This window comes from Arenibacter algicola (genome assembly GCF_018860365.1).
Classification (GTDB): domain Bacteria; phylum Bacteroidota; class Bacteroidia; order Flavobacteriales; family Flavobacteriaceae; genus Arenibacter; species Arenibacter algicola_B.
This window is the reverse complement of sequence record NZ_JAHKPO010000013.1, coordinates 379,375-403,573: the sequence shown is the minus strand read 5'-3', so window position 1 is coordinate 403,573 and position 24,199 is coordinate 379,375. Positions and strand designations below refer to the sequence as shown.

General features: G+C 41.6%; 17 protein-coding genes. 1 reads left to right on the top strand and 16 read right to left on the bottom strand.

The window, feature by feature from the left end; translation table 11 throughout:
• Nucleotides 1-94 precede the first annotated feature (94 nt).
• The 16 genes from KO529_RS10350 to KO529_RS10275 all read right to left on the bottom strand — a co-directional run bounded on the left by KO529_RS10350 (nucleotide 95) and on the right by KO529_RS10275 (nucleotide 23,323).
• Nucleotides 95-1,354 (bottom strand): DUF6786 family protein, encoded by a 1,260-nt coding sequence (locus tag KO529_RS10350; protein WP_215947816.1) that lies wholly within the window; start codon nucleotides 1,352-1,354, stop codon nucleotides 95-97.
• A gap of 38 nt (nucleotides 1,355-1,392) precedes the next feature.
• Nucleotides 1,393-1,722: an L-rhamnose mutarotase gene (locus KO529_RS10345; RefSeq protein ID WP_215947815.1), complete on the bottom strand. Its 330-nt coding sequence runs from the start codon at nucleotides 1,720-1,722 to the stop codon at nucleotides 1,393-1,395.
• Between the two features lie 60 nt (nucleotides 1,723-1,782).
• Nucleotides 1,783-3,093, bottom strand: coding sequence for an L-fucose:H+ symporter permease (gene fucP, locus KO529_RS10340; protein WP_215947814.1), 1,311 nt, complete (start codon nucleotides 3,091-3,093; stop codon nucleotides 1,783-1,785).
• Nucleotides 3,094-3,152: 59 nt separating this feature from the next.
• Nucleotides 3,153-3,935, bottom strand: a complete 783-nt coding sequence (locus tag KO529_RS10335) for an SDR family oxidoreductase (protein WP_215947813.1) — start codon at nucleotides 3,933-3,935, stop codon at nucleotides 3,153-3,155.
• 19 nt (nucleotides 3,936-3,954) lie between these two features.
• Nucleotides 3,955-6,330 (bottom strand): alpha-L-fucosidase, encoded by a 2,376-nt coding sequence (locus KO529_RS23455; protein ID WP_252734368.1) that lies wholly within the window; start codon nucleotides 6,328-6,330, stop codon nucleotides 3,955-3,957.
• 7 nt (nucleotides 6,331-6,337) lie between these two features.
• Nucleotides 6,338-7,897 carry a sulfatase gene (locus tag KO529_RS10325; protein WP_215947812.1) on the bottom strand — a complete coding sequence of 520 codons (1,560 nt, stop codon included), beginning with the start codon at nucleotides 7,895-7,897 and terminating at the stop codon, nucleotides 6,338-6,340.
• A 24-nt stretch (nucleotides 7,898-7,921) separates the two neighbouring features.
• Nucleotides 7,922-9,262: an alpha-L-fucosidase gene (locus tag KO529_RS10320; protein WP_215947811.1), complete on the bottom strand. Its 1,341-nt coding sequence runs from the start codon at nucleotides 9,260-9,262 to the stop codon at nucleotides 7,922-7,924.
• A gap of 26 nt (nucleotides 9,263-9,288) precedes the next feature.
• The gene (locus tag KO529_RS10315; protein WP_215947810.1) at nucleotides 9,289-10,683 is read right to left on the bottom strand and encodes a sialate O-acetylesterase; all 1,395 of its coding nucleotides are present in this window, start codon (nucleotides 10,681-10,683) and stop codon (nucleotides 9,289-9,291) included.
• 21 nt (nucleotides 10,684-10,704) lie between these two features.
• Nucleotides 10,705-12,855, bottom strand: a complete 2,151-nt coding sequence (locus tag KO529_RS10310; RefSeq protein WP_215947809.1) for a glycoside hydrolase family 31 protein — start codon at nucleotides 12,853-12,855, stop codon at nucleotides 10,705-10,707.
• A gap of 30 nt (nucleotides 12,856-12,885) precedes the next feature.
• Nucleotides 12,886-13,746, bottom strand: a complete 861-nt coding sequence (locus tag KO529_RS10305; RefSeq protein ID WP_215947808.1) for a fumarylacetoacetate hydrolase family protein — start codon at nucleotides 13,744-13,746, stop codon at nucleotides 12,886-12,888.
• 98 nt (nucleotides 13,747-13,844) lie between these two features.
• Nucleotides 13,845-15,428 (bottom strand): sulfatase family protein, encoded by a 1,584-nt coding sequence (locus tag KO529_RS10300; protein ID WP_215947807.1) that lies wholly within the window; start codon nucleotides 15,426-15,428, stop codon nucleotides 13,845-13,847.
• 12 nt (nucleotides 15,429-15,440) lie between these two features.
• A complete protein-coding gene (locus KO529_RS10295; RefSeq protein WP_215947806.1) occupies nucleotides 15,441-17,792 on the bottom strand; it encodes a PDZ domain-containing protein in 2,352 nt (783 codons plus the stop codon).
• A gap of 36 nt (nucleotides 17,793-17,828) precedes the next feature.
• Nucleotides 17,829-19,991 carry an alpha-L-fucosidase gene (locus tag KO529_RS10290; RefSeq protein ID WP_436835200.1) on the bottom strand — a complete coding sequence of 721 codons (2,163 nt, stop codon included), beginning with the start codon at nucleotides 19,989-19,991 and terminating at the stop codon, nucleotides 17,829-17,831.
• 213 nt (nucleotides 19,992-20,204) lie between these two features.
• Nucleotides 20,205-20,981: an SDR family NAD(P)-dependent oxidoreductase gene (locus tag KO529_RS10285; RefSeq protein ID WP_215947805.1), complete on the bottom strand. Its 777-nt coding sequence runs from the start codon at nucleotides 20,979-20,981 to the stop codon at nucleotides 20,205-20,207.
• Nucleotides 20,982-21,030: 49 nt separating this feature from the next.
• Nucleotides 21,031-22,353, bottom strand: coding sequence for an L-fuconate dehydratase (locus KO529_RS10280; RefSeq protein WP_215947804.1), 1,323 nt, complete (start codon nucleotides 22,351-22,353; stop codon nucleotides 21,031-21,033).
• A 103-nt stretch (nucleotides 22,354-22,456) separates the two neighbouring features.
• Nucleotides 22,457-23,323: an AraC family transcriptional regulator gene (locus KO529_RS10275; RefSeq protein ID WP_215947803.1), complete on the bottom strand. Its 867-nt coding sequence runs from the start codon at nucleotides 23,321-23,323 to the stop codon at nucleotides 22,457-22,459.
• 225 nt (nucleotides 23,324-23,548) lie between these two features.
• Here KO529_RS10275 and KO529_RS10270 point away from each other — a divergent pair, with 225 nt between their 5' ends.
• Nucleotides 23,549-24,139 (top strand): RNA polymerase sigma factor, encoded by a 591-nt coding sequence (locus KO529_RS10270; RefSeq protein ID WP_215947802.1) that lies wholly within the window; start codon nucleotides 23,549-23,551, stop codon nucleotides 24,137-24,139.
• Nucleotides 24,140-24,199 lie beyond the last annotated feature (60 nt).

Here is a 24,199-nt window from a genome sequence, read left to right as displayed (position 1 = left end):
TTTTAATCTGCAATTGTTCTTGAATATTTCTCTTTTGCTTTCCCTCTCCCAAATTATTATTGCAAAATTTGAAGGGAGAAAATATTTTTATTTACTACTCATTGGATAATTCTCTAATGGACACCCCCAATATTCCTTTGGCCAGTTTGTCCAGTTCACCTTCGTCTCCCACGAAATGAAAAGTCTGATGGATATGGCTGCTGCTTTCGTTGGATTTTAGATCCATTGCCGGGGATGAACTTTCCAATTCATAGAATGGACCTAACCCACCACCATCGTTATATGCATTTACGGCATCACCCGATAAGGGAAACTCCTGCAACTCCCATAGTGAATTAACGTAATCCGTAGCACCTTCGGGCAGACTAAACATGGCAATGGTAAGTACCCTGTTCTTGGCATCGAAACTCCCTATCACCGGAAGTGCCCTTTGGGGGGAAATTCCTATTTTACCCCGCTCTTTTCCGTCTGCCTTGAAAAACAGGACACTATCCTGGACCTGTAAACGCTCGCTAGGAATCTTCCCAAAATAATCGTCCGTTACCTTCTTGCCCAAAATATCCTCATCCCCTTTTTTAAATGGTACAATTATGGTGGTTTGGTCGGAGGAATTGAACATGCTCAATATCCAAATAGACATTAGGCCTGTTTTCTTATCCCAATCTTCCGGTCCTATATTGGTCAAGTTGTTTTCTGAGGCAAATCCTACCATTTTTAGAGTTTCAGGAATATTGAGCCCGAGAATTTCAGCGGCATCTTCCTTGTCCAAAAGAGTAATATTCCTTTGCACGCGTAAATCGAAGGTAGTTCCGGTATAATTCACCAATTTCATTTCCCTTTCAAAGAAGGCCTTATCTTCCCTGCTTCTTACCAAATTAAAGGCTTCGGTATCCAATTCCTTGGGAACGTACCAATTGTCCAACTCAAACTTGGCATCCTTTTCAAAGTAGAGGGAATACTGTCCTCCTTCAGGTCCCAACCAAAAACGCTCTTCACCACCTGTGGGATTAAAATGTTCCTTTTTTTCTCCCGATGCAATAAGATCATGATTGATCCACCCAAAGCTTTTCCCCTCGTCGCCAGAGGCTGTACTCGTCATAACCCGTCCCTGAAGTTCCGGAGAAATCAAGATGCTCGACTCCCCATTTTCCAGAACTACCAAGTCTTTATAGTGCTTGGACAAAAACTCCCTGTCATACCCAAAAGAACCTTTTGCATAAGCCTCCTTTTCTACCCCAACAGCATTTGCGCTCTGCTCATTTTTAGTTTTACAACCCAAAGAACACAGGAAAGCACAAAGTACTATTAATCTTAGTACACTTCTAAATCCATAAAAATTAGCAATACTTTCCATGCTGGTATCATTTAGCTTTTGCCTTTGCTTTTTAGTTTTTATAATTGAAAAACCTTTTCCATCTGCATCCATTTTTCCCCGGGTTTTGCAAATGGTAGTGCCTGTTGGTATTTCCACATCAATTCCTCCCACTTCTCATTTTCTGGATACTTGGCATCAATCTTTGCCTTTTTTTCAAAGGAAAAATTGTCATCCGCATCAATGATCATAAACATACGGTTCCTCACCCTATAGATTTCCATATCCTGTATACCGGACTCCCTAAGACTTTGAAGGATCTCTGGCCAAACTTCCTTATGGTAATCATCATAGGCCTTAATCAACTCGGGATCGTCCTTAAGATCCAATGCCAAACAATATCTTTTCATTACTTTAAAATTTTTTGGTTTATTTTTATTAAATGCCGCCCAAGAGACCAATCCGGTTCCTTAGGCTTGCAGTTCATACTTTTTAAATACACGTAACCCGTACCAGGCGATATACACAAAACAAAGCGCAGGAAGGATGAAGGAAAAATTCACCTCGGTAGTGCCCATAATCTGTATGTCGTTAACGGCATTGCCCCCAGCATCAATAATCATTCCCTGAAGCTTTGGCATAAGGGCTCCGCCTACAATTGCCATCACAAGACCTGCTGCACCAATCTTGGATTCCTCCTCATTAAGTCCGTTTAAAGCAATTCCGTAGATGGTAGGGAACATAAGGGACATAAAAAAGGTAATCCCCACCAAGCAGTACAACCCTATAATACCTTCAATATAAATGGTGCCAACACAGCACAGTGTTGCAAAAACGGCAAAGTACATCAACAGTTTTCCAGGGCTCATAAATCTTAGCATATAGGTACCAATGGCCCTACCCACCAAGAAAAGGATGAAGGCCGCAAACTGGTAATTGGCAGCATCCTCACTGGAGATCCCTATGGCTTCGGCATATTGATAAATATAAGTCCAACACATGATCTGGGCACCAACGTAAAATATTTGGGCCACAACACCCAGCACATATTTTTTGTTCTTGAACAAACCGTTAAAAGTATCCCCCAAACTTGGAATACCACCTTCATCCTTGGCCTGTGGCATTTTACTAATAACAATCAGGACAAAAACAGCTAGAATCACCAAGCCCAGAATAACATAGGGATCTCTAATAACCATTAGATCCGTAGTCCTGATCAAGGCCTTTTGTGCCTCCTCCAAAGAAGAATAATCCGCAATATCGTCCGACTGTAATTTTTTTAGTACAAATTGCTGTGCCACCAATAGACCCAACAACAACCCCACTGGATTAAAGGCCTGTGCCAAATTTAAACGCTGGGTAGCCGTTTCGGGTGCGCCCATAGCCAAAATATAGGGATTGGCAGTGGTTTCCAAAAATGCCAACCCAAAGGTAAGAACGTAGAGTCCCAAGCAAAAGAACCAAAATTGTTCCGTTATGGCAGCGGGGTAAAATAATAAAGCACCTCCTGCGTACAAGGCCAACCCAATTAACACGCCCACTTTATAGGAGTATTTACGCACAAAAAGTGCGGCCGGAAGCGCCATACAGAAGTATCCCCCATAAAACGCCATCTGCACCCAAGCAGCTTGGGAATTGGAAAGTTCCAATACTTTTTTAAAGGCTTGTACCATGGGATCGGTAACTGCATTCGCAAAACCCCAAAGGGCAAATAAGGAGGTAATTAAAATAAAGGGAATAAGTACCTTTTTAGATACTACAGGTGGTCTTTGGTCTTTCATTGGATTGTTGATTATTATTTTTTTACTGATTTATTGGTTTAAACTATTTATTTAGATATTTATGAAATTGATCGGTCCAAATGGGTATATCCGCCATCTACAAAGAGTAATTGCCCAGTGGTGTGACTAGATCTATTGGAAAGCAAAAAGGCTACTGTACTTGCAATTTCCTCAGCCGTAGTCATTCTTTGTCCCAGTGGAATCTTATCTGTTATAGTCTTTAATTTTTCTTCGGGATTATCAAAGGTCTTGATCCATCGATCGTATAATGGAGTATAGCATTCAGCCACAATAACTGCATTGACCCTTATATTATATGGAAGTAATTCCACGGCCCATTCCCGGGTAATGGCATTGCGCCCTCCATTGGCCGCGGCATAGCCCGATGTTCCACCCTGCCCGGTTACGGAGGTCTTGGAACCTATATTAACAATGGCTCCCTCGGTTTTCTTTAATTCTGGCAACGCATAATGGGCCATTAAATAGTAATGGGTAAGGTTACGGTTAATAGACCTCAAGAAATCTTCATAATTCCCATTCTCCAGGCCAACACCATCATTGATTCCTGCATTATTAACGACACCATCGATCTTACCAAACTTTTCAACGGTGCTTTCAACGGCCAGTCTACATTGTTCCGGATCGGTTAGTTCTGCCGTGGCAAAAGAGGCTTTTCCACCACTTCTTTCGATATCCGCAACCACCTCCAACATACTTTTTCTATCCCTTCCAATAATGACCGGGATTGCGCCTTCAGCTGCCAATAGTACGCTTATTCCATGACCGATTCCTTTGGAACCTCCAGTAACTATAATTACTTTATCCTTGAGTTGTAAATCCATTTTTCTTTATTTAAAGTCCTTATTCTGCAACGAAATAGGCACTAAAATCCTTAATATGCCCTAAACCGTCCGAATCTATAATTTTTATTCGTAATCTACTTAATTTTACAGTATCAAATTTCTCAATTCTTTTATTTCCAATGCTCTCCCCATTGGCCAAATTAATCCAGTGACCTCCTGAGTAACCTTCAATTCGATACTTTCTTATTCTTTCTCCTTTTACAATATCCTCCTGAAGTATTACATGGTTTACTTCCACGGGTTCCTTCAATCTTAACTCCAATAATCTCCCCTTCCCATTTGTACTTGCCAAGGGATTGGAAAATCTCCTTTTTATCTCATCTCCCCACTCCTTCAACCTTTGCACATCTGGTTCGGGCAGGAGTCCCTCCGGGTCTGGAGTAAGGCCTATTATTAAAGTGGCGTTTCTTCCAACGGATTTATAGTACATATCCATTAAATTTTCCAAAGGAAATATGTGGGCCTCATCCCCTGGTTCCCAAAACCATTCGTGTCGGCCGTTATACCCCCTTAAAGGAGCATCTGCCATTGCAGGAACCCAATACTTACCCTTGGCATCCCCTTCTTTCAGCAATTGAAAGTTGTTGTCCGCTATATTCCTTTTGGCGCTTTCCCCTGCTCCTGTGGCCCTATAAGGAAAGGTAGACCAATTGGTATACGCAACCGTGCCGGATTCCGAACCGCCCCACCGAGCTTCTGCCAATTGCCCGTTGTGATAGAACAAACAATTGGGTTGGTACTGCCTTACAATAGGCAAAACATCCGGCGCACCATTTTTTGGATGATCGGCACCACCATCGAACCAAATTTCGAACAATTCCCCATAATTGGTACAAATTTCCTTTACCATTCCCTCAACCATCCTATTATACCATTCCTGTCGATTCTTCTTGAAATCGCCCTCACCATTTACTTTGAAGTCGTGCACGCCCAAAAACGAATTCCACCTGATCCCAAGATAGATACCCGGTTTTATTCCATACTTTCGGCATGAGGCTACAAAATCTGCCACTACATCCCCTTTCCCATCTTTCCAATTTAGAGCTTTAACACTGTATGGGTTTACTTTGGATTGAAACAATGCAAACCCCGTCTCATGGGTGGCCGTTAAAATGGCAAAATTGGCTCCGGCATCCTTGGCTGCCTTTACCCATTGATCGGTATCCAATTTTTCAGGATTAAAAATTTGATAGTCTTCTACTGGGTCGATTCTATTGTTTCCCTGCCCATATTTTACCCCATCGAACACATGAAGGTCATAATGAAATACTACACCCAGTTCTGCCTTCTGCCATGCCAATTGCCTTTTGTTGGGCACCGGGAATTGATTTTTGATTATGGGTATAAATACAGTGTAGGATTCATCCCCTTTCTTTACCGCTACGGACAACACTTGTGGCTGACCGTTCTCGTGATAAATAAACGGACGTTCCATTCTATCCGGGAAGATGACAGTTCCATCTTCCAATAAAATTTCTTTATTCTTAAGAACAAACTCATTGGCCTTTTCCCAATTGGTCCCATTTTCCGAAGTTACCAGGCCAATATAATTATGCGCATGGAAAACGCCATAGAACCTATCTCGATTTTCATCGTACCAAATAGACATATCTTCGGTATCCATGTAATCTATTACCGGTTTCTCCTGAATCTCAAAGGGGCCTTCGGGATGTTCCGAAACCCCCACCGCTTGGTTCCTAATAAATTTCTTTTCGTTGGGCTTATCGCCTTTTACAATTAAATAATACTTGCCATCCTTACCTCTATCAATAGCCGGATTAACGGTAAGTGTAGTAATTGCTCCAGAGGGTTCCACAAGAGGTTTGTCCAACCTTGACCAAGGTCCATTAAGCGAATTTGATACCGCCACCCCAGTACGCTGGCTGGGCCGTAAAATCTTCCAATTGGGGTGCGTATAACCCGTTTTTGCGGTTTCAATCAATTCCTCATCGGTATAATCCTTGCCACCCATATTGGTAGCTATATAGTACAAATAATATTTTCCCTCAAAACTTTTGATTTTTGGGTTATGCGCCGTAATGGCATCCCAATTACCTTGACCACTGCCGCGGAGCACAGTCTCCTTATATTTCCATGGTCCGGCCGGACTTTTACTTGTGGCGTGTGCAATTTCCGAATGGGTAAGCCACCCATTAAAACCGTATTCTTTTTTCCAGCGGGAATAAAACAGATGGTATTTTCCATCCCTTTCCTTGATTATAGAACTTCCCCAATTGTAATATCCTTCTGTTTTAAAAACATTCTCTTGGGACACTGCTTTAAAATTATCGTATAGGTATAGGTCGTCTTCCCCATTTTGGGCAAAACCCAAAACAAGACCAAAACAACAAAGTACAAACAATCTTAGCTTCATATTCCTTTTACCTATTGGAGGTATTTAAAACCTCATCCGGAAAGGCAATCTGCTCCCCGGTATCTTTTTGTGAGGGTATTTGGGCCTCCACTTTCCTTAAGTAATCCGATAATATCTTTGCCAACTCCCGTGCTTTTGCCGGCTGCTCTTTTACCAAATTTTTGGTTTCACCAATATCCTCCTTGATATTGAACAACTCCATGGTACCGTCCTTATAGTAATAAATAAATTTCCAGTCTCCCACTCGGGTACTGCTGGAAGCCCCTATTCCGGGACCCGACGGTCCCCATTCATTGGGATAATGCCAAAATAAGGGACGGTTAGCAGTAGCGGTATTTCCTGAAACTACAGGAACAAAACTAATTCCGTCTACCTGCTGCACAGTTGTATAGTTTTTAACCCCTGCCATTTCCAAAATGGACGGGTAGAAATCTTCGATAATAACTTGTTGATCGGTTACCGAATTAGGTTTAATTTTCCCTGGCCATTTTACCAACATTGGCTCTCTAATCCCCCCTTCATGGGCCGAGCCCTTCCCGCTGCTCAAGGGTTTGTTATGGGTGTGTTTTTCCCCGCCCCTGGCCACAGCACTTAGTCCACCATTGTCCGACATGAAAAGGATAATAGTATTGTCCGAAATCTTTTTATCATCCAGATAATCCATAATGTCGCCCAAACTCTTGTCCATTCCTTCTACCAAAGCAGCGTATTTGGCCTCTGTGGAATCCAGCCCTTTGTCATAATATTTCTGTACAAATCTGCTATCGGGCATAATGGGCGTATGTACCGCATAATGTGCCATGTACAGAAAGAAGGGTCTGTTTTTTTCCAAAGCGGAATCCATGGCCAATTTTGCCTCTTGGGTTATGGCCTCGGTCAAAAATATGTCCTTGCCATGATACTTTTCCAGTCCAGGAACAGCCCATACTTTCCTTCCTTCCTGACCATTCCCAAAATTTTCGGTACCCAAATAACTTCCAGGAGCTCCGGCAGCATGGCCTGCTATATTTATTTCAAAACCTAATTTCAAAGGATCTTCGCCTGGGGTTCCGATGGCACCCAAATGTGCTTTTCCGGAATGTATGGTATAGTACCCCGCTTCCTTCAATACCTGCGGCAAGGGAGTAGCATGTACCGCCTTTTCTACCCCTGCAACCGGGCTTAACCCATTTACGTTCCATTCGGGAAATTGAAGGGTTTTGTGGTTGGTTTCCATCGGTTGCAACTTATCCTTGTAAAGGGTCCAGTTGGTTACCCTATGTCTGGCAGCATTCATTCCGGTCATAAGACTTACCCTGGTCGGTGAACATACTGCGGTAGCGTAAGCCTGTGTAAATTTCATACCCTCTTTTGCCAAGCGCTCCATATTTGGGGTTTGGTAAAGATCATTATACTGCGTTCTTTCACTCCAAAATGGAACTGAAGTGTCCTGCCAGCCCATATCATCCACGAAAAAAAGTACAATATTGGGGGTGGCGGGTACATCAACGCTTTTAGGAATCGCTTTCTCCTTACAGCCCAATGCTAGAATACCAACACTTAAACACCACAATACATATCCTTTCATCTGTATACTTTTTCTAACAATGGCTTAATTACTTTCTATCACAGCACCATCTTCGCGATATAGATCTACCTTACCATCCAGCAAAACGGCAATAACGGTCATATTTTCATCCAGAACATGTTCTGGCAACTTTATATAATTTATCCCTGGGTAATGGCTCCAATAGACCTTACCAATAACCTGATGAGACAACTTGGTCCCCTCGCCCACTACATAAATACGGTTGATCCTATTTTTAAGTCCACGTATAACTACCTCACCATTCGAATTGCCTTTAACGAACAAATAAAGAATGTTCCCGTCTTTGGATAAGGTAGTAGGACCATAAAAATGTTCTTTGGGAATCCCGGAACGTGTGCCGTAGATAGCCTCTTTATGCTTGTTGGTCCATCGCCCCAAACCTTCCAATATGGCGACCTGTTCCTCAGGAATACTTCCATCGCCTTTGGGACCTATGTCCAATAGCATATTTCCTCCATTACCGATTACATCAGCAAAAATTCCAATAATCTGGTCCGTAGTTTTATAGTTGTGATCGTTTTTTTGAAAACCCCAGGAGTCGTTCATGGTAAGGCATAGTTCCCAAAATTTGTTCTTTGGCCTTGTAATGGGCATACCTTGTTCTGGAGTGGCGTAGTCGCCTTGCTCCCGCAGTCTGGAATTTAAAATGGTATTGGGATTCCTATCAAAAAGCATTTGCCGAACCTTGGGCACTTCCCATTCCTCGGAGTTGTGTTCCCAATCCCCATCAAACCAATATAGGTCGGGATTATAATTATCGGAGAGCTCCTTTAATTGCCCTTGATAATATTTTAGGAACTTGTTCCATCGTTTGGGTTCTTCGGAGATTTTATATCTAATGGAATCTCTTGTAAAGTGGGTGTAATCATGGTATGACCAATCTGGCAAGGAATAATAAATGCCCACTTTTAAATTATTATTTCGGAGTTCGGAAACAAAGGGCGTTAACACATCTTTTTTTGCCGCCGAGCTCTTAATGACGTTAAAATCTCCAAACTTAGTGTCCCAAAGGGCAAAACCTTCGTGATGTTTGGAAGTGATTACCGAATACTTGGCGCCACTGCGCTTTATTAAATCAGCCCAAGCTTTTGGGTCGTATTTTTTAGCGGTGAACCCCTTGGTTTGCTTTATATAATTTTCATGGGAAATATAGCCATTATAGAACGACCAGGATTCATCGATCCCATTTACGGAATACAAGCCCCAGTGGATAAAAATTCCTAGTTTGGCGTCCTTGAACCATTGCATCTTTTGCTCGTTCTGCAAAACGGTATCCATGACCTGTTCTTGGGCAAAATTCACCGTGATGGCCAAAAGTAAAATAGAGGTACATAGTTTTTTCATGTAATCTTATCTGTAACTAATATAATTTATTTCAACTCCCAATTATCCGTTCTAAAAGCGGAGGCAGGTAAACCCTCTGAATTAAAAAGATTGGGCAATGCCCCATTGGTAAAAGCAAATCGGACCGCCGCTGGTTTTTTTACTTTTGAAGAGGATACTTCTACCGTATTACCTCTAATTTTGGCCTTAGCGGAATAAAACACCCCGTCTTCCCCGGCAATAATAAATTCCCGTAGGTCCTTTCCTTTTTTCATTAATCCCTTATCGGCATGATCAAAATGAAGGACTATTTTTTTTCCCTTAATTTCCATGGACCTGTAAACAGGACCCGAATATTCCAGGCCATCCTTCCCATAGGTTTTACCCAAGGCCCAAAGCGCCAAACGGTGTCCTACGTCCTGCTTGTTTGTGGGGTGTATGTTTTCTAAATTTCCAATATCATTGGTAACCACCATACCCGTATTATCCAAATTTTGCATTGTATACAATTGCGCATCCCTTACATGTGCCGCATCCGTATCCATAGGGTCGTCATATTTATAAGGGGCTAACTGTACGAAATAAAAGGGTAGGTCCTTGTCCCATTCCTCCCTCCAGGACTTTATCATCAAGGGAAAGGATTTGTAATAGGAAACAGGATTTACCCTATTGGATTCCCCTTGGTACCAAATACAACCTGCTATATTGAATTTAGTAATGGGGTGTATCATGGCATTGTAGGCCAAGCCCGGATTACTTGGCCACCAGGCAACCTCGTTCAGTTTTTCTGCGGCTTTTTTCAATTCAGTATCCTCCGTAATCAATTCTTTTTTCAACCAAACCTCCACTGGCGTGCCTCCCCAGCTGGAGTTGATAACACCAACAGGAACACCCAATTTTTGATGCAATTCCCTACCAAAAAAATAAGCTACAGAACTAAACTTCTCCATAGTTTCAGGGATGCAAACCTCCCATTTACCTTTTAATTGGTCCTGGGGATTGTCCGATATTTGCTGTGCTACCTGAAAAAAGCGTATTTCAGGGTAATTGGCGTTTTTTATTTCTTCTTCCGCATTGTCCAAACCATGTTTTGGAGTCCATTGCATATTGCTTTGTCCAGAACCCAACCAAACTTCTCCTATTAGTACATTCTCCAACTCCAATTTCTCGTGGCCTTCTACCATAACGCTATAGATGCCCCCTGCTTTCGGGGTAGGCAATTGTAAGGACCAAACCCCTTGAAAAGCCTTGGTGGTCACTTTTTCATTATTCCAAGTGCCATAAACCGTTATCTCTTCGCTGGTAGCCGTTGTCCATCCCCATATAGTAACGTTCGACTCTTGTTGGAGTACCATATTATCCGACAGAATGGAAGGAAGCCAAATTTCCCCATAGGTATTGGAGACAAAAAGCAAGAGCAATAATCCTAATAGTTTTTTCATATTTCAGTTCTTAGGTAGATATTATTTGGTTTTAAATTCCCAGGTCACCTTTTTGTTATAGCTATATGGGTTCCCTTTTTCAGGGCTACCTATTGTGCCTACAAGTTTTCCTTTCCGGTCCTTTTTGACTTGTATTTCTACATTGGTAAATTGTCCCTTTTCAAAATCGAAACTTAGTCCGTCGTCATCGTAGAGGGTATACTCCCCTTCCTTGGTCCCATAGTGACGGATAATCAAATCTACTTTCTCGCCCAATTTTGGAGCCTGTCTTTGAACCGGTCGCATAGGAATTATTCCACCATCCCTTACAAACAATGGAATTTTTTCCAAACCGGGAGCAACTGTAATCACTTCATTTTCACCTACGAAATTGCCATCGTAGAAATCGAACCATTTTCCTTTTGGCAGGATTACCTTTCTCTCCTTTTCCCCTTCAAACATGGGGGCCACTAAAATATTGTCGCCCATCATGTATTGATCCTTTATCTCACTTTTAATGGCTACTTTATAGGGATTGTCCGTAGAATCCAATTCCCCTTCGGCTTCCTTCTGGTCATAGGAAAAGCCCTCCACCAAATTCATGGCCCTAAAGGGTGGTAAACCTTCAAAATAATATTGGGAAAAAGTAGAATAAATATAAGGCAATAGTTGCATCCTTAAATTGGCCACATCCCTTACCGCCTCTTCCACTTCAGGGAATGACCAAGGCTTGGTACCGTCCGCCCAGGCATTGAGCATGGCCATTGGTGAAAAGCAAACAGATTGCATTCTCCTTAACCACTCCTCGGCCGTCTTGGAGGCCCTTACCTCCGGCGTCCATAGCACCCCAATAAAACTGCTATTGACCAAGGCCGTTATAAAATCTTTATGACTGTAATAATCGTTATATATTACATAGGGCATAGCACTGGCTCCAGCATTGGAAGCCCTTACCAAACCATAAGTTCTCTGATTCCTTTCCTTGAACCATTTGGCGGTCATGTCCTGGATTAGTAGACCATAGACCTGTCGCATTTGCTCACCACTATATCCTGAGGGAAATGTAGCTACATCTGGCCAAATCCAAAAATCAAAACCATCCACCTCATCTATTTTATAACCGCTGACCCCAAGATCCAAATGATTTTGAACAAAGTGTTCCTTAAAAATATCCCGGGTTTCGGGAAGCATCAAATCCGGAACAATTCCATTCCACACCGTATGTGAAGCAGAAAGATTTTTTAATTTCGGATATAAGGAACCTACCGGGGACACATAGGGATTCAACCATAAATTTGTTCTAATCCCATCTGCCAATAATTCATTATTGAACTTTTTTGGATCTGGGAATCTTGTCCTGTCCCATTCAAAAGTACAGGGATAGGCCATACTGTGCCAGCCTGGCTCCACTCCAATAAAATCTAAAGGAAAATCGTGATCTTCAAACTCTTGGGCTTCTTGGGCAATATCATACTGACTGTAAAGCGTAGGTACCCTTTGGGTAAATCCAAGGCCCCATTTTGGGGGTATATAACCACCTCCGTTATATAAATTATAGCGTTGTACAGCCTCCATGGGGGTAGAACCTCCATATACATAAACATCGGTTCCCTTTGCCGGTACCAAAATTTCCACGGCATCGGAATAAGGTTGCGCCTGCCATTGGGGATCAGTGTTCCTGTCCCTCAAAACCGGTTTGTCGTCGGCATCTACCCTAATACCAGTCCCGGCATACACGGTAATATATCTGGCCGCGTCTATCAACACGCCATACCCTTTGGAAGACACATAAAAAGGAACTGGGGCATGTGTACGCCCATCGTCCCTTCCTCCATAGTGGTCCACATGCAATTGCATGATGCGGCCTCTCTGGTGTACTGTTTTAAAATTGAGTCCCAAGCCATAAATCTGCTCCTCCCTGCTCAAAGGAAATTGCAAATAAGTCTTTCCATCAACTATTTTTGTTTTGATCCTATCTTCCGGAAAAGGAAAATCGGCGGCGGGCAGTTTGTCAAGTGCCTTAACCTTGGGCCGTATATCCGCAGCCTTAAGCAAGCTTATATCCTCTGGCTCCCCAACACTGGCTTTCCAAATTCCATTTTCAATCTCGGTCCACTTCAATTCTTGCCCATTAACCTGAGGGCACACGGAAAGCAGCGCGCATAAAACGATGAAATGGAATTTGGAAATCATGCCGGTTGGATTGGTTGGTTTAAGTGGTTCTTATTTCCCGCTATAGGCCTTAGCCGTTTGCTTGGAACTTCCAAGTCCCTCAATTCCCAATTCTACTACATCCCCAGCCTTTAAATATTTAGGGGGGTTGAAACCTAGTCCCACTCCAAAAGGTGTCCCAGTAGAAATAATATCCCCTGGCAATAGGGTCATAAACTGACTGATATAGCTCACCACCTCTTGCACATTAAAAATAAAATCGGAAGTTGAACTATCCTGAACCGTTTCCCCATTTAATTTTAACCACAAGTGTAAATTATTAGGGTCTTTAATTTCGTCTTTGGTGGCAACAAAAGGTCCTACAGGAGCAAAAGTGTCACAACTTTTTCCTTTAACCCATTGTCCTTCACGTTCTATTTGAAAGGCTCTCTCACTGTAGTCGTTGTGCAACACATATCCGGCAACATGATCCAAAGCGTTAGCTTCCGACACATAAGATGCCTTTTTGCCAATAACTACGGCAAGCTCCACTTCCCAATCTGTTTTTTCGCTTCCTTTTGGAATAATCACGTCATCGTTAGGACCAACTATTGCAGAGGTAGCCTTAAAGAACAATACTGGCTCCTTAGGTACAGCCATGCCACTTTCTGCTGCATGCTTGGCATAATTAAGACCTACACAAACAATTTTTGATGGTCTCACCAACGGTGCGCCCAAACGTACACTATTGTCCACTTTAGGACAACTGCTTTCATTTTTTGCCAACCAATCTTTTAGCTGGGCCAAGCCATCCGTCCCAAAGAAATCCTCGTTGTAATCCCTTCCAAAGGCCGATACGTCCAATCGGGTACCATTTTCCAATTGCACTCCCGGTTTTTCCTTTCCTACTTCTCCAAATCTTATTAGTTTCATTTGTTTCTATTTATTGAATTACTATTAATATAATTTTGTTTCTCCTTACTCATTTCTGAAAATAAACATTCAAATTGAGGAATTTTCAAATTTTAAAATCAATTATAAAATACCTCCAATTGTTTCCAATCCTTAGTACCGTATCCTTCAGGGTCGTTCTTTTGCTTTTCCCCGACCCTACTTCTTCCATTTTCAATATAGGTGACCATTAGTCTGGTCAGGGCACTTTCCACTTCATGAAACTGACCGTAAACATTATTCTCTTCCCGCGGATCCTTACTTAGGTCGTACAGCTGAAATTTTGGGAGCTCCCCTATCCCTTCCGAATTAGGTTTGGGATCACTCCACCCACCCGACCCTGGGCAAAAAATCATTTTCCAATTATCCTTTCTTATAGCAAAACTCCCGTTAATGGAATGATGCACGGTAGCCTCCCTAAGATAATCTTTGGACGCGGGATTGGTCAACAGCGGTAAAAACGAAAAACTATCCTCCCCTTCGTCATCTTCCAATTCAACATCCACTATATCTGCACAGGTAGCCAACAAATCTGTGGTACATATGGTCTTGTCCGACTTGGAATCCGGCTTAATTTTGGCGGGCCATTTCACCATAAAAGGCACTCGATGTCCCCCTTCAAAAATATCTGCCTTATGGCCTCTTAAAATGCCGTTGGGACTATGCCCTTTGGCCAACATTTCATCGATCTTGGCAGCAGGGGAACAGCCATTGTCGCTTGTAAAGATCACCATGGTATTGTCTTCAATTCCTGCTTGTCTTATCACCTCGGTCAACTGTCCCATATAGGCATCTATCATCATCATAAAATCCCCGTAAGGGTTTAGATCACTTTTTCCCTTCCATTCCTCTGTTGGCAAAATGGGCGTATGGGGTGAAGGCAATGCCAAATACAAAAAGAATGGTGACTTTCCTTTTGCCTTTTCTTTGATATAACCGAAGGATTTTCTAAAAAAGTTCGGCGTAACATCATCAAAATCAAAATCCCGGGCAGTAGGCCCCTTGCGCCACCAACCATATTTAGTCTTACTTTCGGTAACGCTATCCGGGACCATGGTGGGCATACCGTTTTCCACGTACACATATGGCGCCATATCCAATGAGCCACAATGCCCATAAGAGTATTTAAAACCAAGGGTTTTTGGCGAATTCTTAACCTCCTTGGAAAAATCTATATTATCAAAATCCTCTGGATTCCAACCTTCACCAGATTCCAAACCGGGATTCTTAAGGGCCCAGTCCCACCCTAAATGCCATTTTCCAATAAATGCGGTTTCGTAGCCCTCTTTTTTGAGCAAGGAGGCTACAGTAGTTCTGTTTCTAGGAATCAATGCCTTGGAATTCCCTGTAAGCACTGAACTTTTTAAGGGACTTCTCCAATTATACCTTCCGGTAATAATTCCATATCGCGTAGGGGTACAGACAGCAGAGGAGGTATGTGCATCCGTAAAAATCATTCCTGCGGATCCCATAGCATCCAGATTGGGCGTTTTTATTTTACCTTCTGGATTATAGATGGCAATATCACCATATCCCAGATCATCGGCCAAAACATAAATAATATTAGGCCGCTTTTCCTCTATACTGGTTGTTTTAACATTAAGACCATAGATAGTTCCACCGATCAATACTGCTACAATAAAATACTTATACCAACCCTTCATAATTCTTTTTCCTTACTTTTTAGTGGTCAATGATAGCTGCTTTTCTTTTTGATTCCTAAATATAGTTAGATTCAATTTCCCTTTCCAATTATTATTTTGGTAAGTTTTCATTAAATCTGCCACCGTATTTATTTCATCGCCTTCGGCGGATATAATAACATCTCCTATCTCCAGTGGGGATTCACCAATAACAGTCTGCGGTTCTATGGCCAGTACAAGGACCCCTGCTGTCTTGTTTAGGCCTGAAGCCGACCTCTCGGCCATTGTAGTAATACTTTTGATCTGTGACCCCAACCATTGGACCACTGCGTCCTTTTCACCGCTATCGCCAAAAAACATAGTAGGAATGGCAGGGGTTTTGGCCAAGGACTTAAGCTCAATATTGGTAACCCCAAAGCTATCCATATCTATGTTTTTAAATCCTATTTTAAATGCAGGCGATTCCTCTTTAACCGTATAGTTCCCCAATTTTGCATCAACAAATAATGCATCGCCGAAAATGCTGTTATTATCCACCCCTTTTTTTTGGGTTTGCTTCAAGGTTGCCTCATCTGGAAAGAGGTTATAATCCACTTCCTTGCCCCAAGCCTGTAATCGTATATCCTTGTGCTCAGTGAAAACAATATTGTGCTTAAAAACATCCCCACTGTTCTTGAACCATACATGTGGATGGAAGCCGTTATTTATCATAATGTTGTTTTCCACGGTGCGATAAAATCCTTCGCGCAATTTAATACCCCCATTTAAACACAGATTATTGTATATGTGGTAATTGGAGGATCCGTCGTCCAGATCTATATCCCAGCCATGATCACAACGAAACCTATTATTTCTAATTACCGTAGTATGAATGGCGTCCCACTTGGGCATTTCCGGGTTGGCGGCCACTATTTCATTCAAAGTTTCACGTTTGGGGTGCCAAAATCGGTCCCTTCCCCAAGAATTAAAAGCCCCGTGATCTCCAGATTCCAGAACGGTATTAAAAACATCATTGTATTCAATTATATGTCCGCCCCAAGTACCATCTCCAATATTAATCCCGGCCCTTGGAACGTCGTATATACTGTTGTGACTAACCGTAATATCCATGGCCATGGCAATCTGTACCCCAGCCGTTTGCTTTTCTACCCTTCCTATGCGATAAATTAGATTGTTCTCCGCTATGGAATTGCTTGGATATTTGTTTAATTTTGGTCCGGAAACGGTATCCATTTCCGCCAAAGGAACAAATTCTTCATATTGAAACGAAGGCGACCTCACCGCTTCTGGACTACCCACAAAACTGATACCTGACGCCCCTACATCATGTATATGATTTTCCGCAATGCGCAGCTCTCTATTGTAGTTACTTGCCAAAATAGCATTACCTCCCAAATTGGTCAGTTCGCAATTTCTAATTTTCACGTTTTGTGTTCCTTCAAGAAAAAGGGCAGCCCCTCTGTAAATGGTCCAATCGCTTCTTAGCAATGGCTCATATTCTTCCATAAAAGTACGCTGGGCATGTTCAAATCTAATATCGCTTATTTCTATATCCCTAACTGGATTCTCCTCAGAGCCCACTATTTCTACCAAATGTTTTTGTTGGACCCCTTCTGCCAAAACATTGCCAATGTCCGTCCCCTCTATAGGCCAATAATATAATTTATGGTCCCCATCCAAGAACCACTCCCCAGGAGCATCCAATTCTTCGAATACATTTTCTACCATACGGTACTTGGCATGCATTTGTGAGGGACGATTATTCTGATACCCCCCTGACAATATAAGCTCGCCATTTTCATCTACCCCTGTGGAAACATAATGAAATCCGCCCCACTCTCCCCTATGCATAGCATGCACTATGACTCCTGCAGGATTGCCCCAAGTCTTTATCCTCTCCGGGGAAATGGCATCTTCGGCATGACCCTGCCAGTGTCCACCATTCTCATCGTAATTGGGGTAACGTGCCAATATTTGTTTATTTCCATTAACGAAGAGCTGATCAAAACTATCCTCCTTCTGCAATTGTGCCATCCAAATATGGTCATTGTACTTTTCCCATTTAGGGTTGAGCAATTTGGATCCCTTAATAACAGACTTCCCTGCACCTTGCCCTATCAAATTCAAAGGACCAAGTTCCGGTGATATCCTTATAGGAGCGTTTATTCTATGTTCCCCTTCCATAATATGAAGGGCCAGGGTATTTTTATTACCCTCTTTTCTAAGTTGGGTTACAGCGTTTAAACCTTCGTTGATAGTACTAAAAACCAGCTCCCCATTTTTATAAGCCTCCTTGTTGGCAGTAATATAAATATCGGATACAGTTGGTGAGCAACCGATCAAGGATAGGGCAAATACAAAATAATACAGGGCCTTTTGTTTCATTAAAAAAATTTAAAAAAAGAAATCGTATTCAAATTATTAATCCAATAAAAAATCCAATTCCGCAATGGCCGCGGTTTTACCGTTTCCGGCAATCACTTTAGATTCAATCCCAATATATCGGGCATTGATCTTGGACTTGAACATATGGGTCCTAGTGGTTGGATCGTTTATTAAGTTTCCAAACTGGAAATCTTCAACATTTTTCCAGGTTTTTCCATCTGCACTTATCCTAACAACACCCTTTTCTATCATCCCTTCGGACGAAGAAGTTTGGGGGGTGTATGTGAATCCACTCACGGTATATTCCTTCCCGAGATCTATATTGATGAAGTGCGGCCCAGATTTTTCAACGGAGCTCCAGTAGGTTTCGGGATCACCATCGAAGGCGTTTAAAGCAGAATGTTCCCCCTTAATTCTTTCTTCCCCTAGGGGCTTCCAATCCTTTTTTACGATTCCGAAAAGCTGCGAGGCAACACTCCCCAATTTTCCATTTACTTCTGATACCGCCTTCACCTCACCCGAAGGAATATTAAAGGGCAGATGATAAATTTCTGAAGCCGCAGTAGGTTCGCTACCATCGGTAGTAAAGCGAATGTTGTAACCAGAATTTATGTTTCCGGCTACATCTTCTCCGTGCGGTTTCCAACCAAAGCTGTCCTTTTTGGGGGATATGGTTACTGCCCCTTCTACCGATCTTTCAATACTGAGCTGTGGTGGCCTTGCCTTATAATAATGGGCGGATACGCTTGCAATAGCCGGATAAAACCGGGATTCCAAGATTCTAATGCGCAATTTTTGGGTAGTAACTTCCGGGAAACGTAAAATTCGCTTATAACCTATATTGGTGGCCGTGGCAATTTCTTTCCAGGCATTGTCTACCCAAGCATCCAAAGCATGCTTTTCCACACGCTCACTGTGGGTGTTAATTGCTTCCTGAATGGCCAATCTGTTTATAGTAATCGGAACATTGGTTTCAATGACCATCTCTTGAGCTCCCTGGCCCATCAATTTAAAAGTAGACAGGTCATCATCCAAAACCTCTTTAGGCCCGTTAGCTCCGGACAGCAAATTAGAACCATAGGTTTCGTTGATCCTTGCACCAACCTCTTCCAATACGGAGACATCGGCAGGTGAAAATTTACCATCCCTATTAGGTGGAATATTGAGAAGGAAAGTAGAATTACCCCCTACGGATCTTTCATAAATATCGAATACATCGTCTGTACTTCGGACTTTCTGATCAGTGTCATCCCTATAAAACCACCCCTCACGGATAGAAGTATTGGTTTCCGCCTGTTGGTAATGAAGAAATTTGCCCTTATAAAGATCTTCCCTACTTCCTAAGGATTCCTCGGTCAAATCTGCAAAGCTGTTCATCTGGTCAGGGTCTTCCAAATAGGGAATTACATTCCATTCCGTATCCCTGGTTTTACCAGCCTCATTGCCGCACCAACGAATATCCTCTTTTCCGAAGATTACCGCCTTTGGCGCCAAAGCCCTTATCAATTCTTTCCATGCCAAATAGTTGTAGGTCTGGCCGCCTTTTCTTTTAGGGTGGGCACCATCGAACCAAACTTCATGGATAGGTCCGTATTCGGTAAGCAGTTCAAAGAGCTGGTTTAAAAAATATTCATTGTAATCGTCCACTTTAAAAGTGAATGTAGTCTTATTTTCAAATGGTCTGCCTTCCACCGGTCTCGGAATGGTTCTTTCCGTATACTCGCTTAAGTTTCCATAAAGGCCTTCCTTGTTTTCTATTTGGAACAGATCTGCAGGGGAAAGGTACACCCCCAATTTTAGTCCATATTTTTTACAGGATTCGGACAACTCCTTTAGAACATCCCCCTTTCCTTCCTTAAATGGCGAGGACATTACCCCATGTTCCGTATAGCGACTTTGCCATAACACAAAACCATCGTGGTGCTTGGCGGTAAATATCACCATTTTCATACCTGCATCCTTCATGGCCTTGCACCATTGATCCGTATCCAAATTCTGGAGGTCGAATATTTTGGGATCTTCCATCCCATTTCCCCACTCCATTCTGGTAAAGGTATTGGGGCCAAAATGAATAAACGCTATAAACTCGTTTTGCAGCGCCTCATACTGATTAGCTGTAGGCACCACATGGGCCGCCTTAAGCAAAATGGAATCCTTACTTTCCATATCCTGGACTTCAAAGGTATTGGACACTGGCATCACCAAGGCATTTGGCTCCGATTTCTGGGAACAAGCCGCCAAAAGACACATTATGGCTACGAATTGAACTATTTTATTCATTAAGAATTGTTGTTTGAAATCATTCCGAATATTCCCAAAGCAGGCGTTACTGGTTTCATAAAATGGAACTAAACATCAAATTGACATTTAGTTCCATTTTTAAATTGGTCCAAAAACAGGTTTTCAGTTAACCTATCCGTTTAATTTTATATACCCTCCATCAATAGGAAAATCGGTTCCTGTAATAAAAGAGGCCTCGTCCGAGCAGAGATAAACCGCCAAATTAGCCACTTCCTCAGGTTTGCCCATCCTTCCGATAGGTTGGGATTTGGATAATTTCTCGAACATTTCCGCTTCCTTACCAGGGTAGTTCTTCTTTATAAATCCGTCTACAAATGGCGTATGGATTCGTGCCGGGGAAATACTATTGCAGCGAATACCTTGATCCAAATAATCCTTGGCCACAGAATAGGTCATAGTAAGCACCGCTCCCTTGGACATGGAGTAGGCAAATCTGTCCGAAATACCAACAGAGGAGGCAATGGAAGCCATATTTAAAATGACCCCTCCTTTCTCCTTCATCTTGGTGATCACGGAATGCATACAATTATAAACCCCTTTGATATTTACATTATAAATGCGATCCATATCATCTACGGCGGTTCCTTCCAAGTTCCCCACATGGGCTATTCCTGCATTGTTTACCAAAATATTGATATAACTCTGGGCACCTATAGTGGAAATTATTTTGGCTACCTGTGCATTATTGGAAACATCGCAAGCGTGAAAATTGGCCTTTCCGCCTTTAGCTTCTATTTCCCCAACAACACGTTCTCCATTTTCCACATTAAATTCCAAGATATGCACATGGGCACCTTGGCGGGCAAACGCTTTGGAAATAGCTTCACCAATACCACTGGCACCACCGGTAACAACCGCTGTTTTATTTTCTAGACTAAAAAGTGACATATTATTCTTTAGATTATTTATCTTATTTACTATTATACTTTTTTCCCTACTATTTGGCCATTACTTCATCCTTCCAAATTACACCATCCGGAAAACTATAGTCTTCCAAAGATTGCTCTTTCATAGTGATGCTATAACCGGACATGGACGGCGGCATATAGGCCCCATTTCTTATTACCACAGGGTCATAAAAATGTTCGTGCAAATGATCCACATATTCTATTATTCTATTCTCCAAAGAACCGCTTATGGCAATATAATCTATCATAGACAGGTGTTGCACATATTCACAGAGACCAACTCCTCCTGCATGTGGACAAACAGGAATATTGAACTTTGCTGCCATTAAAAGAATGGCCAATATTTCATTTACCCCTCCTACCCTGCAGCTATCTATCTGACAGATACCAATGGCGTCGGCCTGCATTAATTGTTTAAATACAACCCTGTTCTGACAGTGTTCTCCTGTGGCCACTTTAATAGGATGAACGGCCTTTGCAATTTTTGCATGGCCCAAAATATCGTCCGGACTGGTCGGCTCCTCGATCCACCATGGATCAAACTTCTTAAGCTCGGCCATATTGGCAATAGCCTCATCCACATCCCATTTCTGGTTGGCATCCATCATCAGTTTCAAGTCGTTACCGATCTCCTCACGGATTATTGCCGCACGCCGCATATCATCCTTTAAATCCGACCCTACTTTTATTTTCATATGCTTAAAACCAGAGGCCTTGGCTTCTTTGCATAGTCTCCTCATTTTTTCATCAGAATAACCAAGCCAGCCGGCAGAAGTCGTATATGCAGGATATCCTTCCTTTAAAAGATGGTCTATGCGCTCCTGTTTGGAGGCAGCTTTACCCTTAAGAAGTTCCAAAGCCTCCGCAGGGGTAATTGCATCTGTAATGTAAGTAAAATCTATACAAGAAACCAATTCTTCAGGTGTCATGTCCGCCAATAGTTTCCACAAAGGTTTCTTTTCAACTTTGGCATAAAGATCCCAAACGGCGTTGACCACAGCACCTGTAGCCAAATGAATCACTCCTTTTTCAGGACCCAACCAACGCAATTGACTGTCCCCGGTGATCATCTTCCAAAATGCCCCCATATTTGCAGTAAAACTCTCCAAAGATTTTCCTTTTACCAAGGGCGCCAATGAATGAATGGCCGCTGCACATAATTCATTTCCCCTACCAATTGTAAAGGTCAATCCGTGCCCCTCCAGTCCGTCTGGATGGTTGGTCTTCAGTATTACATAGGCCGCGGAATAGTCCGGATCCGGATTCATTGCATCTGATCCATCCAGTGACTTGCTGGTAGGAAATCGGACGTCTTTAACCAGAACATCCGTAATTATAATTTTGCTGTTCATTATTTATAATATTAATCAAAACAAAACTAACCCCAAACCTTGTCTATAACAACCACAAGAAACACCATTTTCGATACTTTTTTTGCCAATATTAAGATATTTGTCAATTTTGAGTATGAAGTTTAATATAATCGGAGGGCGACATCCCAGTTATGGACTTAAAATGTCGGTTAAAATTTGAAATGTTGTTAAACCCGGATTCATAGCACACGGGTGTAATGTTATTCTTATTCTCTATCAACAATTTACAGGCATACCCAATTCGTATTTCGTTTAAATAACGGGTAAATGTCTTTCTGTGGATACGTTTAAAAAACCTGCTAAAGGCAGAAGGATTCATTTTGGCTATCTCCGCCACATCTTTGGAGCCGATAGGTTGATTGAAATTTTTAAAGACAAACTCATAAATTTCATCCAAACCTTTATTGTCCGTCTTGTTAAAGGAATTTAAAAACCCTGGACTTGACAATAGCTGATACTCCTCATGATTTGCCAATTTGTACAAAATCTGAATAAGCTTTATTGTTTTATCAAAAGGTTCGTGGTTATGGAGTTTTTTAATTTTTTCAATAAGCTTAGAATCAATATTGGAAAATTTAATTCCTTGGGCAGCCCTTTTGATCAATTGCAGTATTGGTTTCATTTCTATGGCATTTAGAAATTCCAGCCCTAAAAAATCTTCCTTAAAATGTATGGCAATTGCCTCCGAAACCAAGCCCGAATCAGCCTCAAAATAAACCTCATCATTAAGCCACATATGTGGTAGGTTTTTACCGATCAAAACGATATCACCTTCGGAAAATTTCTCAATTCCGTCTCCAATAAATCGGGTTCCTGTACTTTTTGCAATATAAACCAATTCCAATTCCGGGTGATAATGCCAAATTTTTAAAAAATGGGAATATTTGTTATGCGTAACTGTAAAGGAACTGTTCTGTAAACTGGCCCTATTAAGAAGGTGTAATTTCATAAAAAATAAATAACAAAAGGCGTATTTGAGATTTTAAATATACATCTTTTTTTATACGGACAAAGAATTGGCAAAAAAAGTATTGCTAAATGTGTAATTTTTAGTTGAAATGAAAGAAAATACCTCTTATTTTCGAATGTTAGCTTTAAGAGGTTATTTTTTTCTAGGAAATAACCTACCTTACCTTATTCTAAACAAAACTCAAATCATTTAAATGCTTGCGAAATGTCAGGAAAAACCTTAGACCAATTGATTGCTTCCTTGATAAAAGGAAACAGAGCGGCATTCAAGACCATATTTGAACTGTATGAAAAAAGGTTGTATTATTTCATACATTCCATTACGAAGTCGGATTATGCCTCCGAGGAAATACTACAAGAAGTATTTATAAAGATTTGGACAAAAAAAGAAACCATTGATGTAAGTCATTCTTTTGATGCCTTTATCTTTACTATTGCGAGAAATTCAGCATACAACTACCTAAGGAGTATTGCCTGCCAAGAATCCTTAAAAAAGGAATACTATAAAAACATTACTTCATTAAACGAAGAAACGGAAAATAGTATCCTACTTGCCGAATATGAGGATTTGGTAAACGATATCCTAGAAAATATTCCCACTCAAAAACGCAGCATTTTCATTTTGTCCAAACAACAGGGAAAAAGCAATGAGGAAATAGCAGATCTTTTGGGAATAACGCAGAAAACAGTGAAAAACCATCTCTGGAAAACCCTACAAATTATCAGGACAGAATTAAAGCCACACATGATGGACACCGTATATTTTTTTCTAACAATCCTCCTGATTACGGGATAATTTATCTATTTCGTAAAAAAAACACTCCTAATTTGGGACTTTTGCATTTTTGAGGTGTAT